The organism is Corynebacterium sp. HMSC05D08 (assembly GCF_001807215.1).
Classification (GTDB): domain Bacteria; phylum Actinomycetota; class Actinomycetes; order Mycobacteriales; family Mycobacteriaceae; genus Corynebacterium; species Corynebacterium striatum.
The window spans coordinates 91,539-106,245 of the sequence record NZ_KV788350.1; the positions used below are offsets into that span (position 1 = coordinate 91,539).

The 14,707-nt window shown below is 58.5% G+C and carries 12 protein-coding genes; 6 read left to right on the forward strand and 6 right to left on the reverse strand.

The features are described 5' to 3' along the window. A complete protein-coding gene (locus HMPREF3148_RS10105) occupies window positions 1–867 on the forward strand; it encodes a methyltransferase domain-containing protein (RefSeq protein ID WP_049151771.1) in 867 nt (288 codons plus the stop codon). A gap of 114 nt (window positions 868–981) precedes the next feature. Here HMPREF3148_RS10105 and HMPREF3148_RS10110 read toward each other — a convergent pair whose 3' ends face one another. Next, window positions 982–2,424, reverse strand: coding sequence for a GH32 C-terminal domain-containing protein (locus HMPREF3148_RS10110; RefSeq protein ID WP_049151772.1), 1,443 nt, complete (start codon window positions 2,422–2,424; stop codon window positions 982–984). A 22-nt stretch (window positions 2,425–2,446) separates the two neighbouring features. Further along, the gene (gene glgA, locus HMPREF3148_RS10115) at window positions 2,447–3,601 is read right to left on the reverse strand and encodes a glycogen synthase (RefSeq protein ID WP_049062634.1); all 1,155 of its coding nucleotides are present in this window, start codon (window positions 3,599–3,601) and stop codon (window positions 2,447–2,449) included. A 109-nt stretch (window positions 3,602–3,710) separates the two neighbouring features. Between glgA and glgC the strand changes: the two genes are divergently transcribed. Beyond that, entirely contained in the window at window positions 3,711–4,928 is a 1,218-nt protein-coding gene (gene glgC / locus HMPREF3148_RS10120) for a glucose-1-phosphate adenylyltransferase (protein ID WP_049160586.1), read from the forward strand. A 121-nt stretch (window positions 4,929–5,049) separates the two neighbouring features. On the opposite strand, the gene HMPREF3148_RS10125 is transcribed toward glgC, so the two are convergent. Further along, window positions 5,050–5,694: an O-methyltransferase gene (locus HMPREF3148_RS10125; protein ID WP_049160282.1), complete on the reverse strand. Its 645-nt coding sequence runs from the start codon at window positions 5,692–5,694 to the stop codon at window positions 5,050–5,052. Window positions 5,695–5,826: 132 nt separating this feature from the next. Here HMPREF3148_RS10125 and sigE point away from each other — a divergent pair, with 132 nt between their 5' ends. The 3 genes from sigE (at window position 5,827) to HMPREF3148_RS10140 (ending at window position 7,732) form a co-directional block, all read left to right on the forward strand. After that, the gene (gene sigE, locus HMPREF3148_RS10130) at window positions 5,827–6,492 is read left to right on the forward strand and encodes an RNA polymerase sigma factor SigE (RefSeq protein ID WP_080972432.1); all 666 of its coding nucleotides are present in this window, start codon (window positions 5,827–5,829) and stop codon (window positions 6,490–6,492) included. 99 nt (window positions 6,493–6,591) lie between these two features. Next, the gene (locus HMPREF3148_RS10135) at window positions 6,592–7,077 is read left to right on the forward strand and encodes an anti-sigma factor family protein (protein WP_005531916.1); all 486 of its coding nucleotides are present in this window, start codon (window positions 6,592–6,594) and stop codon (window positions 7,075–7,077) included. 67 nt (window positions 7,078–7,144) lie between these two features. After that, the gene (locus HMPREF3148_RS10140) at window positions 7,145–7,732 is read left to right on the forward strand and encodes a twin-arginine translocase TatA/TatE family subunit (RefSeq protein WP_005531919.1); all 588 of its coding nucleotides are present in this window, start codon (window positions 7,145–7,147) and stop codon (window positions 7,730–7,732) included. Between the two features lie 22 nt (window positions 7,733–7,754). Here the strand turns inward: HMPREF3148_RS10140 and HMPREF3148_RS10145 are convergent, their stop codons facing one another. Then, entirely contained in the window at window positions 7,755–8,891 is a 1,137-nt protein-coding gene (locus HMPREF3148_RS10145; RefSeq protein ID WP_034657584.1) for an Mrp/NBP35 family ATP-binding protein, read from the reverse strand. Between the two features lie 154 nt (window positions 8,892–9,045). On the opposite strand from HMPREF3148_RS10145, the gene HMPREF3148_RS10150 reads away from it, so the two are divergent. Beyond that, window positions 9,046–9,831: a hypothetical protein gene (locus HMPREF3148_RS10150; protein ID WP_049151773.1), complete on the forward strand. Its 786-nt coding sequence runs from the start codon at window positions 9,046–9,048 to the stop codon at window positions 9,829–9,831. 171 nt (window positions 9,832–10,002) lie between these two features. On the opposite strand, the gene HMPREF3148_RS10155 is transcribed toward HMPREF3148_RS10150, so the two are convergent. Further along, on the reverse strand, window positions 10,003–13,722 hold the full coding sequence (locus HMPREF3148_RS10155) for a multifunctional oxoglutarate decarboxylase/oxoglutarate dehydrogenase thiamine pyrophosphate-binding subunit/dihydrolipoyllysine-residue succinyltransferase subunit (protein ID WP_201271425.1): 3,720 nt from the start codon (window positions 13,720–13,722) through the stop codon (window positions 10,003–10,005). Between the two features lie 173 nt (window positions 13,723–13,895). Beyond that, window positions 13,896–14,690 (reverse strand): hypothetical protein, encoded by a 795-nt coding sequence (locus HMPREF3148_RS10160; RefSeq protein ID WP_114976158.1) that lies wholly within the window; start codon window positions 14,688–14,690, stop codon window positions 13,896–13,898. Window positions 14,691–14,707 lie beyond the last annotated feature (17 nt).

The window sequence follows — 14,707 nt, forward strand, 5'->3', positions numbered from 1 at the left end:
ATGCTTTCACACATCATCGATGTTCTGGCCGACCCCAACGATGGCTCTGCTCTCACCGGTGCGGATGATTTCACCCGCCTGGTATCGGGATCGGGCCATTCCTTTGATGTAGCCAAGCAAGGTTACGTCACGCTCTCGGCAGGCGCAGGGCTTAAACATAAGGGCGACTCCATCGAGATGGTCAATGCCCGCGAGACCTTCCTCTCCCTCGGGCACTTTGCGCCGTTCGTGGAAGCTGTCACTGGCGCGGTCCAGGATGCACTGGATGCAGCCGAACTGCCAGAAACCGTTGCCCCGACTCTGCTTGAAGTAGGTGCTGGCACAGGCTATTACCTAGCGCACACCCTCGACTCCATCGCGGACGCACGCGGCATCGGCCTCGATATTTCACCACATGCTGCCAAGCATTTGGCAAAGTGCCACCCACGCGTCGGCGCAGTTGTAGCGGATGTGTGGGAACGCCTTCCGTTGCAGGACGATTCGGTGGATGCGATTTCCGTAGTCTTTGCCCCTCGCAACCCAGCCGAGTTTCAACGTATTTTGCGCCCGGGCGGCGAAGTTATCGTCTTGACCCCTGGTGTGGGCCACTTGGATGAATTGCGCGAACCTCTAGGAATCTTGGGCGTAGAGGAAGGCAAGATTGAGCGCATGTACGAGCAAGCCGCAGGCCATCTCGAGCAAGCAGCCGACCCTGTGGACCTATCCTTCCCGATGAACCTCGACCGCGCTTCCATCGCAGCGCAGGTGGGAATGAGCCCTTCGGCCCGCCACCTGGGCGCTGAAGTTCTTGCAGAGCGGATGGAGCTGCTTCCTGAATCTATGACGGTTACTGCGCGTGCGCGTCTCGACCGATTGCGCGCAGTATAACCCAATTAAAAGGCGTGAACCCCCGGACCCTAGGTTAAGGGCTAGGGAGGGACATGCAGAAAGGCTGGAGACCACGTGGGGGTCTCCAGCCTTTTAGTCTTTAAATGTTGTGCCTTAGAGCTTAGAGCCCTTGCGCTGCCAGGATTGCTCGATTACAGCATCGCCGGAAGTCTCAACGATGACATCGGAACAGCCCTTCTCGAAGTAGACCCGGGAGCCCATTGCTACCTGGCCGCCGTCGGCGTAGACCTCTACAGTGGCGCCGTCGACTACGATGGTTAGGGAATCAGAGTCGCCTTCCGCGAGTTGAGCTATGGCCGGCTCGGAGTCCTTGAAATAGGAATCAAAAGCCTTAGCCATAGAACGATCAAGCGTCAAGGTGCTGCCTGCGTGGGTGACCACGGCCGCTGGTTCACCGTTGCCGTCCAACAGAGTTACCGTGACGGAAGAGCCCTCTGGGACGTCCAGTACGCCGGTCCAGGAACGGGCGCGTTCAGACTGACGGATTGCGTCCGGTAGGCCACGCGGCGGAGTCTGGAAGAGCTTTCCACCCTGCAGGGTCAGGTGGCGCGGCAGCGCCAGCGTATTGGCCCACCCCTCCTCCTTGAAGGATGGGTGCAGCGTGGGATCGTCGCCGCGGCCATTGCCGTTGAGCAAGCCGAAGATGAGGGCTTCGTCGTAACGCGTCTCCTGCGGAATGGTTCCATCAGTGGTGTTGGTATTGCGCGGCCGCGAGAAGTCATGGCCGAAGTCAATGCGCTGGAAGCCAGACGCAATAGTAAAGGTGGTTCCTTCCAAGCGGCCCACCAAGTATCCGGACACGTCGCGATTGTTGCGTTCAAGGGTAAGAAGGAGGACGTCGTAAATGCGGCCGTCCACCTCGTCACGCAGGCGCACCAAGCGAGGGGAAACGACGGGCGGAATAGAGGAGTTCGCCGGCACCTCGCCCTCGTTGAAACCTGGCTCGCCATTGAATTCGAGCGGGCCCTCGACTTCCCAGGATAGACCGTCTGCAGAACGGAGAATTACCGGAAGCGGCGCATCAGAGTGCCCAGTCAGTGCAAGCATGAGCCAGCCCTCGTGGCCCTCGTCGCGGTCCTTTGCCGCCCAATCCGGAACAACCGAAGGGGAGCGGAAGCGCGAGTAGTTGGTGACGGAGCTAGCCACTTCGCCATAACGGACAACGTTTGGATCTAACGAGTGACTGTCATCAGAAATCTCGCACACGTCTTGGAAGTCCGTGAAGCGGGCCAAACGCACCGAAGTGCCGGTGGAGGTCACCGAGGTGAAGTAAAGATTGATGGCGTCTTCCCCCGCTGCCACGGAGCCCGCGCGCAGGGAAAGCTCGCCGCCGACAGGGGCCAGGACGTCGTCGCATTCCAGCCAGTCGAAGGGGAGTTCTTCAGAATATGTGTGGCCCCAACGCGCCGGAGCAGAAAGCTCATGACGGTACTGGAAGAACAGATGCCAAGTGGTGCCATCGAGAAGGACACCGGCAGGTGCTTCAAGAATTCCCGATTCCGGAACAAAGTGCAGTTCAGGACGATGAGTTGTCACGAATAACCTTCCTAAAATGTGCCTATACGAGGGCGCGGTAGATGTCGACGGTTTGGGAAGCGATGGTGGCCCACGAGAACTCGTCGACTGCGCGTTTGCGGCCGGCTTGGCCGAATGCAGCGGCCCGCTCTTTGTCAGTAGCAACCTGATTGACAGCCGCGGCGAGGTCCGACTCAAAGGTAGCTGTATCGTTCTGGTCGTAGTGAACCAGCACGCCGGTCTCACCATTCACGACAACCTCGGGGATGCCTCCGACGTCAGACGCGACGACGGCGGTGCCACACGCCATGGCTTCGAGGTTCACGATGCCGAGCGGTTCGTAGATAGAAGGGCACACGAAAACTTCGGCGCCCGAGTAGACCTCCTGGATAAGGCTGCGCGAAAGCGTCTCTTGTACCCAGAAGACTCCGTCACGGGTGGACTGTAGTTCCTCGACCAGAGCCTTGGTTTCCGCAGCGATTTCAGGGGTATCTGGAGCACCGGCGCAGAGGACCAGCTGGATGTCCTTGTCGAACTGGGCTGCAGCCTTGAGTAGGTGCTTTACGCCCTTTTGGCGGGTGATGCGGCCGACGAAAGCAACGACGGGGCGCTGCTTGTCGACGCCCAGGGTGTCGAAGTAGTCAGCCTGGCGCGGCTGCCACAGCTGGGTATCAATACCGTTGAGAACAACGTGCACCTTAGACTCATCGATGCGGGGATAAGCATCCAAGATAGCGCCCTTCATGCCGGCAGACACAGCGATGACGGCATCGGCATATTCCATGGCGTTCTTCTCTGACCACGAGGAAATCTCGTAGCCGCCGCCGAGTTGCTCACGCTTCCAAGGGCGATGCGGCTCCAAAGAGTGCGCAGTGACTACGTGCGGGATGTCGTAGAGGCGCGCCGCAAGATGCCCAGCCAAACCGGCATACCACGTATGTGAGTGCGCGATATCGATATCGGAGGCGGCAGTGGCCATGCGCAATCCGGTGGACAGCGTTTGGATAGCGGGGTTAGCTTGCGTCAGCTCCGGATCAACCCCGTGGGTGAAGACATCTTTTTCGTCGCGGGGCGCGCCAGTGCAATGCACTGATACGTCGATGAGTTCGCGCATAAATCGGGTCAGTTCGGCGACATGTACGCCTGCGCCACCATAAATCTCTGGTGGGTATTCTTTGGAAAAAATTCCGGCTCTCATGCCCTCCCAGAATACGGATTAAGTTAAGCGTGTGCAGAAAAAGATCGCGGGGGTAGTTTCACAGATATTTCTTCTGCGAAACGTTTGAAAAGTGAATAGGTTGGAACATGTGAAAACGCAGCCTAATGTCCTTGCCATTGTCCTCGCCGGCGGCGAAGGTAAGCGTCTCTTCCCGTTGACGGAGGATCGCGCGAAGCCCGCCGTTCCCTTCGGCGGCTCCTATCGCTTAATCGACTTCGTCTTGTCGAATCTCGTCAACGCGGGTTATCTCAAGATTGCGGTCTTGACTCAGTACAAGTCCCACTCCCTCGACCGTCACATCTCGCAGGCCTGGAATTTATCGGGTCCTACTTCCCAGTACATCGCTTCCGTTCCGGCGCAGCAGCGTCGTGGCAAGCGTTGGTACAACGGTTCTGCGGACGCCATTGTGCAGTCTCTAAACCTTATCTATGACGAGAAACCTGACTTTGTCATCGTCTTCGGTGCTGACCACGTCTACCGCATGGATCCCCAGCAGATGGTCGAAGAACACATCGCCGCCGGCTTGGACTGTTCCGTTGCTGGTATTCGCGTACCGCGCTCAGAGGCTTCTGCATTCGGTTGTATCCAGGCTGATGGCATGGGCTCAATCACTGAGTTCTTGGAGAAGCCAGAGAACCCGCCATCAACGCCAGATGATCCGAACATGACTTATGCGTCGATGGGTAACTATGTCTTCACCGCCGACGCTTTGATTGAGGCGCTGCTTGAGGATGAGCAGAACGAGAATTCTGATCATGACATGGGTGGGGACATCATCCCTTATTTCGTTGAGCGGGGTCAGGCCCATGTTTATGACTTCATGGCTAACGAGGTTCCTGGCTCAACTGAGCGCGACCACGGTTACTGGCGCGACGTAGGTACCATCGACTCGTTCTACGAGGCGCACATGGACCTCATCTCTGTGCACCCAATCTTCAACTTGTACAACAACCGCTGGCCGATTCACTCCACCGATGAGTCCAACCTGCCGCCAGCAAAGTTTGTGCAAAATGGTATCGCACAATCGTCAATGGTGGCTCCTGGCTGCATCGTCTCTGGCGGTACGGTCCGCAACTCCGTCCTTTCTTCGGACGTCCATGTTGCAGACGGTGCAACGGTAGAGGGCTCCGTCCTTTTGCCAGGTGTGCGCGTGGGCAAGGGCGCGGTGGTTCGTCACGCCATCTTGGATAAGAACGTTGTTGTTTCCGATGGCGCAATTATCGGCGTTGACCGCGAGCGCGATGAAGCCCGCTTCAAGGTCTCTGATGGCGGCGTAGTGGTCGTGGGCAAGAACGAGACTGTATAAAATCGCCTCTTAGGACTTGGGCTGCGATTAAAGCCGGGGTGGAGCTTCCTTTCAAAGGTTGGCTCCGCCCCGGCTTTTGTGCCCAGTTCGTCGCTAGTCTTCCAAGAGTTGTGACCGCTAGCTACTGCTTGGTGATGAGGGTAAGTCCCGAGCCCAATGGAAGACGCGTGACAATCGCGCCCTCGAGGGAGCGCGCGAGTTCATCTGCCTCGCGGGCTGCCGCAGTGTCGCGGTCAGTACGCGTGGTGTCTGCGAGCGTTCCGTCGAGGAGGGAATTGGCCAGTACCAAGGTGCCGTGCTGGCGCAGCAGTGGGAATGCGGCGTTGATGAGTGCAGGCATATCCAGTGCAGGAACGTCGGCGAAGATGAGCTGGTAGGCGTCAGTTGCAAGGCGGCCCATCACCTCGAGTGGACGAGAAGGCAAGAAGCGTGCACGCGTGGTGGCGAATCCAGCCTCACGGAAGGTGGCCTTGGCCATGGCCTGGTGCTCTGCCTCCGGGTCGATACAGGTGACGATGCCGTTTTCGGGCAAACCCTGGAGGAGATAGATTCCTACCACGGCGGCAGCCGGGGTGATTGCCACTGCCTGTGCGCGCTCAGCGCCAGTACCGGTGGCGGTGAGGGAGGTAAGCAGCTGTCCTGTTGCTTCATCAGGAACGGACAGGCCATATTCCTCAGCATGGGAGCGTGCTCCGGCGAGTGCCTCAGAAACGTCGCTGGTGGATTCGATGTAAGAACGCAATGCGTCGTATGCCGTAATAGTCACAACCTAAACCTTAGGTAATTTTGTACGTGCGCGGTGTCAAGACGCCAGGTTTGTTACTGATGAGATAGATGTTTTCTCTTCACAGAGTCTTAACAGAATAATGTCTGGCGTTTTGAAGCTAGGTATAGAAAAATGATTGGCATGACAAAAAAGCAGATCGTTGAATCTTCTCTCGGCGAAGCACGCGAGGGGGCTCCTGCATCCTTCGCTGATGCCCAAGAGGAACTGACTGGAACGGCTGCTTTTGACGCGGGCACTGCAGCCATGCCTTCCTGGGCTGAGCTGGTGGCTGAGCACGCAGACTCTGTTTACCGCTTGGCGTACCGCCTTTCTGGTAACCAGCAAGATGCGGAGGATCTGACTCAAGAAACGTTCATGCGAGTCTTCCGTTCACTGGATAAGTACCAAGCCGGCACCTTTGATGGATGGCTGCACCGCATCACCACGAACTTGTTCCTTGATATGGTCCGTCACCGCGCCAAGATCCGTATGGAGGCTTTGCCGGAGGACTACGAACGTGTCCCAGGAACGGACATGACCCCGGAGCAGGCCTATTCTGTGGCGAACTTGGATCCAGTTCTGCAAAAGGCTTTGGATGAGCTTGCCCCTGACTTCCGCGTCGCCGTGGTCCTTTGTGATGTTGTGGGCATGAGCTACGACGAAATCGCAGAGACTCTGGGTGTGAAATTGGGTACTGTTCGTTCCCGCATCCACCGTGGCCGTTCGCAGCTGCGCGCTGCCTTGGAGAACGCGGCACAGACTAACGACGACGCTCGCGTGCTGTTGCGCACTCGCTAGCGTTCCATACCGAGCGCCGTTCGGCGTCTATGGTGGGAGATAGCAACGCGCTGCAAAATAACGGCGACGCCTCGATAAGAAAGAAGGTGGGAATAGTTCATGGAATCCTTCGAACGTAAACGCCGCGCCGCCTTCTCTCTGCGTGGGGTGGTGGGCACTGAAACCAGCATCGATAGTGCCCATGCCAAAGCTCGCGATAAAGCCAAAGCTAAAGCGCGGCGTGGCGACACCATTGGTCACCTTGGGCCAGAAGCTGTGGCAGCCTTTGTCGACGGTGAAATGGAGCCGAAGGCAAAACACCGCGTGCGAGTGCACTTGGTTCATTGCTCGGAGTGCCGTGCAGACGTCCACGAGCAGCGGCACGCTTCCGAGTGGTTGCGCCAGTGCAACGTCGATGCCCAGGTCCGCGCGCCCAAAGATCTGATGGCCAAGCTCGCCGGCATTGCTAGTGACGCCGCGACCGTAATGCGCACTTCTAACGAAGCAAGGGATGAAGAGGTTTGTCAGGCAGCTTCACCCCAGGATTTCCTCGATAAGTTTGAGATGGTTATCCGCGCGGTTAAGCACAACCAAGGCCGTAAATAGCTTCGTCCCCATAATTGGTGGAGGTGTCGCCTCAGCAGAAGACGGCTGAGAGGGATAAGATGACACCGTGTTTTCTTCAATCGGTTGGCTCGAGATAGCGTTCATCGTTCTCATCGGAATTGTTGTCATCGGCCCGGAGCGCTTGCCTGGGGTTATTACCGATATTCGGGCTGCGATCTATGCCGCGCGCAAGGCCATCAACAACGCCAAAGCAGAGCTGGAAGGCGATCTGAGCGGCTTGGGTGAGGAATTCGACTCACTGCGTGGCCCCATCAGCCAGGCCGCAGAGTGGACTCGCATGGGCCCACGTGGCGTTATCACCAAGGCGCTTTTCGACGGCGATGAATCCGCGTGGGATGACTTCGACCCTAAGAAGATGACGGAGGGCCTAGGCAAGCCGGTGATTTCAAACCAGCCGCAGCAACCAGCCTCGGGTACGCAGAGCTCGTCCACCCCAACGCAGAATAGGCCGACCTTTGATTACTCGCAGGTTTATGCGCCCCAGCAAAACACCTCGCACTCCAAGCCCAGCCAGCAGGGCCAACGAGCGCAAACACAGGCGCCACAGGGGCATGAAAACGCCCAAAAGCCGAAACCTTCCGATGACGGGGGTCATGCAGCAGGTTCCGGCTTCTCCTGGGCTGACGTAACCTAGCTCGTCCGAGCCCGGCTCGTGGCTAGTGGCGGGTAACCCCGAGTCCGAGGGTCTTGCCTACGAGTGAGTCGGAGCGGATGGCCAGCTTATCGGCTAGCCCCTTGACCGCCTGCGCGGAGGGGGACTCAGGCGCGGCCTTAACGATCGGCTCGCCAGCGTCGCCACCAGTGCGCAGAGCGGGGTCGAGTGGGATCTCAGCCAAGACCGGCACCTCGTAGCCGAGGATGGTGGACAGGCGCTCAGCCACGACCTTGCCGCCGCCGGTGCCGAAGATATCCATCGTGGAGCCATCTGGTAGCACCATGGCGCCCATGTTCTCAATGACACCAGCAACGCGTTGACGGGTTTGCTGCGAGATAGAGCCAGCGCGCTCTGCAACCTCAGCGGCCGCGGCCTGCGGGGTCGTCACGATGAGTAGCTCGGCGTTGGGGATGAGCTGCGCAACGGAGAGCGCGACGTCGCCAGTGCCGGGCGGAAGGTCGAGCAGGAGCACGTCTAGGTCGCCCCAGAAGACGTCCGCCAGGAACTGCTGTAGTGCACGGTGCAGCATCGGTCCACGCCACACCACAGGGGCGTTGCCCTCCACGAATTGGCCGATGGAGATGTGCTTGATGCCGTGGGAGATAGGTGGCAGAAGCATCTCATCATCGAGCACCGTGGGGCCAGCGGTAGAACCTAGAAGACCGGGCACGGAGTGACCGTAGATGTCAGCATCGACGATGCCTACTTTAAGGCCCTTGGTCACCAATGCGGCAGCCAGGTTAACGGTGGTGGAGCTCTTGCCGACGCCGCCCTTACCGGAGGCGACCGCAAAGACGCGGGTGGTGGAGTCTGGTTTTGCGAAAGGAATTTCTGGCTCTGCCTGGCCGCCGCGCAGCTTCTGCTTGAGTGCGCGACGCTGCTCGTCGCTCATTGCGTCGAGTGCGACGGATACTTTGCCCACGCCCTCGAGATCCTCGAGGACAGCGCGGGTGTTGGCTTCGATGGTGTTTTTCATCGGGCACCCAGCGATGGTGAGATAGATTTCTACAGCGACGTCATTGCCGTCAACGTTGACGGATTTGACCATATCGAGTTCAGTGATAGGGCGGCCGATCTCGGGGTCTTCAACCCTGGAAAGGGCCTCCCGAACGGCGGATTCTGTGATAGCGCTAGTCATAACCCGTCCCATCTTAGCCCTTTATTTAACACAGGAAAACGCTGGGATAAGGCGGCGTCGTTAAGCGCATATGCGCAGTGTAGAATTTCAGGGACGTGATGACCCTTGTTAACTGACTGATGTCATCTTCTGGAACATCTATTAGGAGACTGTGATGCAAACCCGCGCATTTCTCGCGATGCTGGCCACCGCAGGACTAGCCTTGGGCACGGCAAGCTCCTGCGCAAGGTTTGATCCTTCTGCTGATGCCAAGGTGGGTGTGGGCCAACCAGTGACGATCGCAGTTGATTCGCACTCCACGCGCCACTTGGTGCTGGCGGAGCTCTACAAGCAAACCCTCGAGTCGGAGGGGCGTGCAGCGAACATAGCCAGCAGCGATGTACTTTCGGCAGACCCGAGCTTGAATGAAAAATTGCCGCTGTTCCAAAGCAGTGACGGGACAAGCAACCTCTACATTGGGTGCACCGGTCAGCTCCTGAACGCGTTTAATCCTGATGAAGCCAGAAAGCTATCGCAGCGCTTTGTTGCGGACGAAAAGGAACCCTCTGGTGAAGATTTCCTAGCCACTACGCATATTGCATTGATGAATGCTCTGCCGCCTGAATTGGCGGTCGTGGAACCGGCCAGTGCTCACGGTTGTGAAGGCTCTGATGTGGAACTTCCAGAGAATTACGTGGCCTTGTACTACAAGGGCCTGTTCAATAGGGAAGAGCGCCTAGCGGTGTCTTCATTGACCAAGTTCCTTACTGAGGAAGAAATTGAAGAGCTCGTTGAAAAGTCCGAGAAATCGGGCTCCATCGAGGAGACCGTTGGCCAATGGATGGCGGAGTCCAACGCCGGAACAGTGATGGATACTGGCGGAGATTCGAATTCTTCTGGTGGCTCTGATCTGACATCTGATGACGGCAAGACTGATAAGAGCAGTAAGCCAAAGTCCTAAGCTTTTCATCTCTTAGCCTGCTACACCGCGTGCACGCGGAAGTTGGTTCATATACAACAAAAAGCGCTCTTGCCTCCCACGTGATGGGAGACAAGGGCGCTAGTGCTTGCTGGTGGGGGCAAACCTGACCCCCGTCAGCTGTGGCCGTCTCAGACGGCCACGTACACGCTCTTAGATGTCGAAGGCCTCGTCCAGCAGCTTCTTCTGCTCAATCTGGTGGACCTTAGCGATACCAGTAGCAGTCGAGGACTGTGCACGGCGGGAGACGCGGACCATTTCCGGCATATCCGGAATCAGGCGGCGCAGATGCTCGTTGTAGAACGGCCATGGACCCTGGTTAGCCGGTTCATCCTGAACAAAGCGAACCTGGGTAGCGTTCGGGTAAGCCTTGAATGCCTCAGACAGGCGGTTGAACGGAATCGGGTGCAGCATCTCGAGTCGAACGATAGCTATGTCGTCGCGACCGTCAGCTTCCTTTTTCTTGGCCAGCTCCCAGTACAACTTGCCGGAGACCAGCATGATGGTCTTGACCTTGTCAGCATCGCCGACCTTGTTGCCGTTGTGGTCAACGAAGTTCGGGTCATTGATGACGGATCGGAAGGTCTTGATCTCCGTGAACTCTTCGATGGAGGAGGCGGCAGCCTTGTTACGCAGCATGGACTTCGGGGTGAAGACAACCAGCGGGCGCTTCATGGAACCGAGAGCCTGGCGGCGTAGCAGGTGGAAGTGGTTTGCCGGAGTAGAAGGCTGAGCCACGGTCATGGAGCCTTCAGCACACAGCTGCAGATAGCGCTCAATACGAGCAGAGGAGTGGTCAGGGCCCTGACCCTCGTAGCCGTGTGGCAGCAGCAGAACCAGGCTGGAGAGCTGGCCCCACTTGGCCTCACCAGAGGAGATGTACTCATCGATGATGGTCTGAGCACCGTTGGCGAAGTCGCCGAACTGTGCCTCCCATGCCACGAGAGCATCCTGGTTACCCACGGAATAGCCGTACTCAAAGCCCATGCCGGCGTACTCGGTCAGAGCGGAGTTGTAGACCAGGAAGCGGCCGCCGTTGCCCTTGGTTTGTGCAAGGTAATTCAGCGGGTTGTACTCGCTGCCATCGCGCGGGTCGATCGGGATTGCGTGACGCTGGGTGAAAGTGCCGCGGCGGGAATCCTCACCAGCCAGGCGGACCAGCTTGCCCTCGTTGGCCAGGGAACCAAAAGCGATGAGCTCGCCCCAGCCCCAGTCGATGCCGCCCTGGGTGGAGGACTTCAGTCGCTCCTTGGCCACGCGAGCAACGCGTTTGTGGTACTCGAAGCCCTCAGGGCCGTTGGCGTAGGCCTGGCCGATTTCGGCGATCTCCTCGGCAGTGATGGAGGTATCCAAACCACGGGTGAGCTCCTGTGCGGCGGTGATGCCATGCTGCTCGCCCGGAGCACCGTTCTCAGCTTCCTTGACCTGGGTGAAGACGGACTCCATCTGGTCGTGGAAGTCACGTGCAGCTGCCTCAGCTTCTGCATCAGAAAGATCGCCGCGGCCAATGAGCTCCTGGGTGTAGATCTCACGAACAGACTTGTGCTCATCGATGATGGAGTACAGCTCTGGCTGAGTCATCGAAGGATCATCCGCCTCGTTGTGGCCGCGCAGGCGGTAGCAGATGAGGTCGATGAAGACATCCTTGCCGAACTTGCGGCGGTACTCGGTGGCCAGCTGGCCTACCCACACAACTGCTTCTGGGTCGTCGCCGTTGACGTGGAAGACCGGGCAGTCGAAGCCCTTAGCCAGGTCGGTGGCGTAGTGAGTGGAACGCGCGGAATCCGGGGTGGTGGTGAAGCCAACCTGGTTGTTGACCACGATGTGCACGGTGCCGCCGGTGGTGTATCCACGCAGCTGGGACAGGTTGATGGTCTCCTGAACAATGCCCAGGCCGTTGAAGGAAGAGTCGCCGTGGAGCATGACCGGAACAACGGAGAAGCCGTCCTGGCCCTTGTCCAATAGGTCCTGCTTGGCGCGGGCGATACCTTCCATGACTGGGTCAACGGCCTCGAGGTGAGACGGGTTAGCAGCCAGGGTGATGTCGATTTCGCCATCGCCGAACATCTGGATGTGGTGGCCCTCGGAGCCCAGGTGGTACTTGACGTCACCGGAGCCGCCGAGCTGGCCGCCCTTGTAGTTGCCATCGAACTCGCCAAAGAGGTCAGCCAGTGGCTTGCCCACGATGTTGAACAAGACGTTGAGGCGACCACGGTGCGGCATGCCGATAACAACCTCGTCGAGGCCCTGGCCGGCAGCGGTGTCCACGATGGCGTCCATCAGCGGGATGAGGGACTCAGCGCCCTCGAGGGAGAAGCGCTTCTGGCCCACGTACTTGGTGTGGAGGAAGTTCTCGAAAGCCTCAGCAGCGTTGACCTTCTGCAGGATGTACTTCTGCTCAGCGTTGGTCGGCTTCGGCATGCCGGCTTCGAGGCGATCCTGCAGCCAGCTGCGCTCATCGCGGTCCAAGATGTGGGCGTACTCGGAGCCGACCTTCAGCGTGTAGGCATCGCGCAGACGCTTGACGACCTCGCGCAGGGTCATGGTCTCCTGGCCACCGAAGCCGCCGACGTTGAAGGTGCGGTCCAGGTCCCAGATGGACAGGCCGTGGGTCTTGAGGTCCAAGTCGCGGTGGTCCGGCCAAGGCAGGCCCGGCTGGCGCCAGCCTAGTGGATTGACGTCTGCGAGCAAGTGGCCGCGGGAACGGTAGGACTCGATGTACTGCATGACGCGGGTGTTCTTGTCTACGCCGGTGTTCGGCACATCCTGTGCCCAACGGAAAGGCTGGTAAGGAACGCCCATGGACTCGAAGAGTTCGTCCCAGAAGCGGTCATCAACAATGAGCTGGCCGAGGGTGCGCAGGAACTCGCCGGACTCTGCACCCTGGATGACGCGGTGGTCGTAGGTGGAGGTCAGGGTGACCAAACGGCCGACGCCCAGATCTGCGAGGCGGTCTTCGGAAGTACCGGCGAACTCCGCCGGGTAATCCATGGAGCCAACGCCGATGATTGCGCCTGCGCCCTTGGTCAGACGGGCGATGGAGTGGCGGGTGCCGATGCCGCCTGGGTTGGTGAGGTTGATGGTGACGCCGGAGAAGTCATCCATCGTGAGCTTGTTCTTGCGGGAGCGGTTAACGATGTCCTGGTATGCGTCCACAAACTCGGAGAAGGACATGTTCTCGGCTTCCTTGACCGCGGCAACGACGAGTGCGCGGGAGCCGTCCTTCTGCGGAAGGTCGATAGCCAGGCCCAAGTTGACGTGCTCAGGCTGGACCACGGTGGGCTTTCCGTCTTTGAGCTCGTAGCGGACGTTCATGTCCGGGTGAATCTGGGTTGCCTTGACGAGGGCGTAACCGAGGATGTGGGTGAAGGAAATCTTGCCGCCGCGGGTGCGCTTGAGATGATCGTTGATCATTGCGCGGTTTTCCCACATAAGTTTCACCGGCACGTCGCGCACGGTGGTAGCGGTAGGAACCTCAAGAGACTCGTCCATGTTCTTGGCGATTGCCTTGAACATGCCCTTGAGCTGACGCTCGCCTGCCTCAGGGGCTTCGCCAATGCGATCGAGCGGGGAATCAGAGGTCTTCTTCTTAGAGCTGGAATCCTTGCCAGGCTTCTCAGCAACCTTGGCAGGCTTAGCTGCCGGTGCTCCGCCAAGTGCAGCGGACTTAGCAGCGGGCTTTACCGGAGCCGACTTCTTGGCGGACTTATCCGCAGAAGCAGCCGCCGGGGTAGATGCACCATTGTTTGGTGCTCCGTTGGCCTCGAAGTAATCGCGCCACTCCTTATCTACGGAGTTTGGATCCTTGGAGTACTGCTGGAACTGTTCGTCAATCAGCCACGCATTAGGGCCGAAAATGCTCGAGTTGCTCACGGCAGGAATTCGCCTCATTTCCTTGTTAATTACGGTTCGTTAATGGGACTTTAGTAGCGTCTTCGCGCGGGTGCACGCGGCACCCCGAAAAGTGTCTCCTCACATGATACGTTCCGTGTTGTTTTACTCACTAGGTTAGGGGTGAAAAGGCCCCCTTAGTGGCGGAAAAACACTTAAGCGGCGGGCAATGGCGATAGTTGTTCGCGGGCGTGTTCCATGACCTTCTTGGCCAATTTGCGGTTCGCAGAGGTACCCAGGACGGCGCCGATACCCATGGGCATGAGCTTAGAAACCCATGCCCATTTCAAGCGCTTGGTGATCTGCTTGGTAAAGAGCTTGGTCAAGCGTCCGTTGAGGCCGTTGAGAGTGGGCGCGGAAAAGCGCGACAAGGTTGCTGCTGAGGTGACACCCGAAACAGTGCCCAAGTCACCAACGAGAGTGTCAACCACTGCGGTTCCCTTGGAGCCGGTCAACACGAGTAGGACCAGAGCGCGGCGGCGTTCTTCGTCATTAATGTTGTCGCCGCGCAGGTAGGCGGAGGACAGGATGTACCACGCGGCGGACTCTAAGAAGACTACGGACTCGGCACCGACGGCGGCCACGCCGGTAACCATGCCGACGCCTGGGACGGCAGCGGATGCGCCTGCGGCCGCACCGGTACCGGAAACAATGTTAAGGAAATGCTTGTCCACGAGCGCCTGCAGTTGCGCCGGTGATGAGCCTGGGTTGCGCTTGCGCAGTCCTTCTACGTACTTGGTGATAACAGAAGTTTGTACAGTGACGGCCTTATCGAGTCCTGCGAGCAGCGCCTTAGTAAAAGTATTGGCGTTGTCGGGGTTAATGTCATAAACGTCGAGCCCTTCTGGGGCAGTGCCCTCAGTGCCCTTAGCGCCTTCAGCACTAACCCCAGCAGTACCTACGTTGCCGTTTCCGTTCTTATTGTCATCTTTGTTAAAGAAAGCAGCCATTTTTGTTCACCTCTCAA

Excerpts from the sequence above, each read along its gene's own strand:
- HMPREF3148_RS10150 (WP_049151773.1), top strand. The coding sequence starts at position 9,046 with ATGCAAACCCGCGCATTTCTCGCGATGCTGGCCACCGCAGGACTAGCC.
- HMPREF3148_RS10135 (WP_005531916.1), top strand. The coding sequence starts at position 6,592 with ATGGAATCCTTCGAACGTAAACGCCGCGCCGCCTTCTCTCTGCGTGGG.
- glgA (WP_049062634.1), bottom strand. The coding sequence starts at position 3,601 with ATGAGAGCCGGAATTTTTTCCAAAGAATACCCACCAGAGATTTATGGT.
- HMPREF3148_RS10160 (WP_114976158.1), bottom strand. The coding sequence starts at position 14,690 with ATGGCTGCTTTCTTTAACAAAGATGACAATAAGAACGGAAACGGCAAC.
- sigE (WP_080972432.1), top strand. The coding sequence starts at position 5,827 with ATGATTGGCATGACAAAAAAGCAGATCGTTGAATCTTCTCTCGGCGAA.
- HMPREF3148_RS10145 (WP_034657584.1), bottom strand. The coding sequence starts at position 8,891 with ATGACTAGCGCTATCACAGAATCCGCCGTTCGGGAGGCCCTTTCCAGG.
- HMPREF3148_RS10105 (WP_049151771.1), top strand. The coding sequence starts at position 1 with ATGCTTTCACACATCATCGATGTTCTGGCCGACCCCAACGATGGCTCT.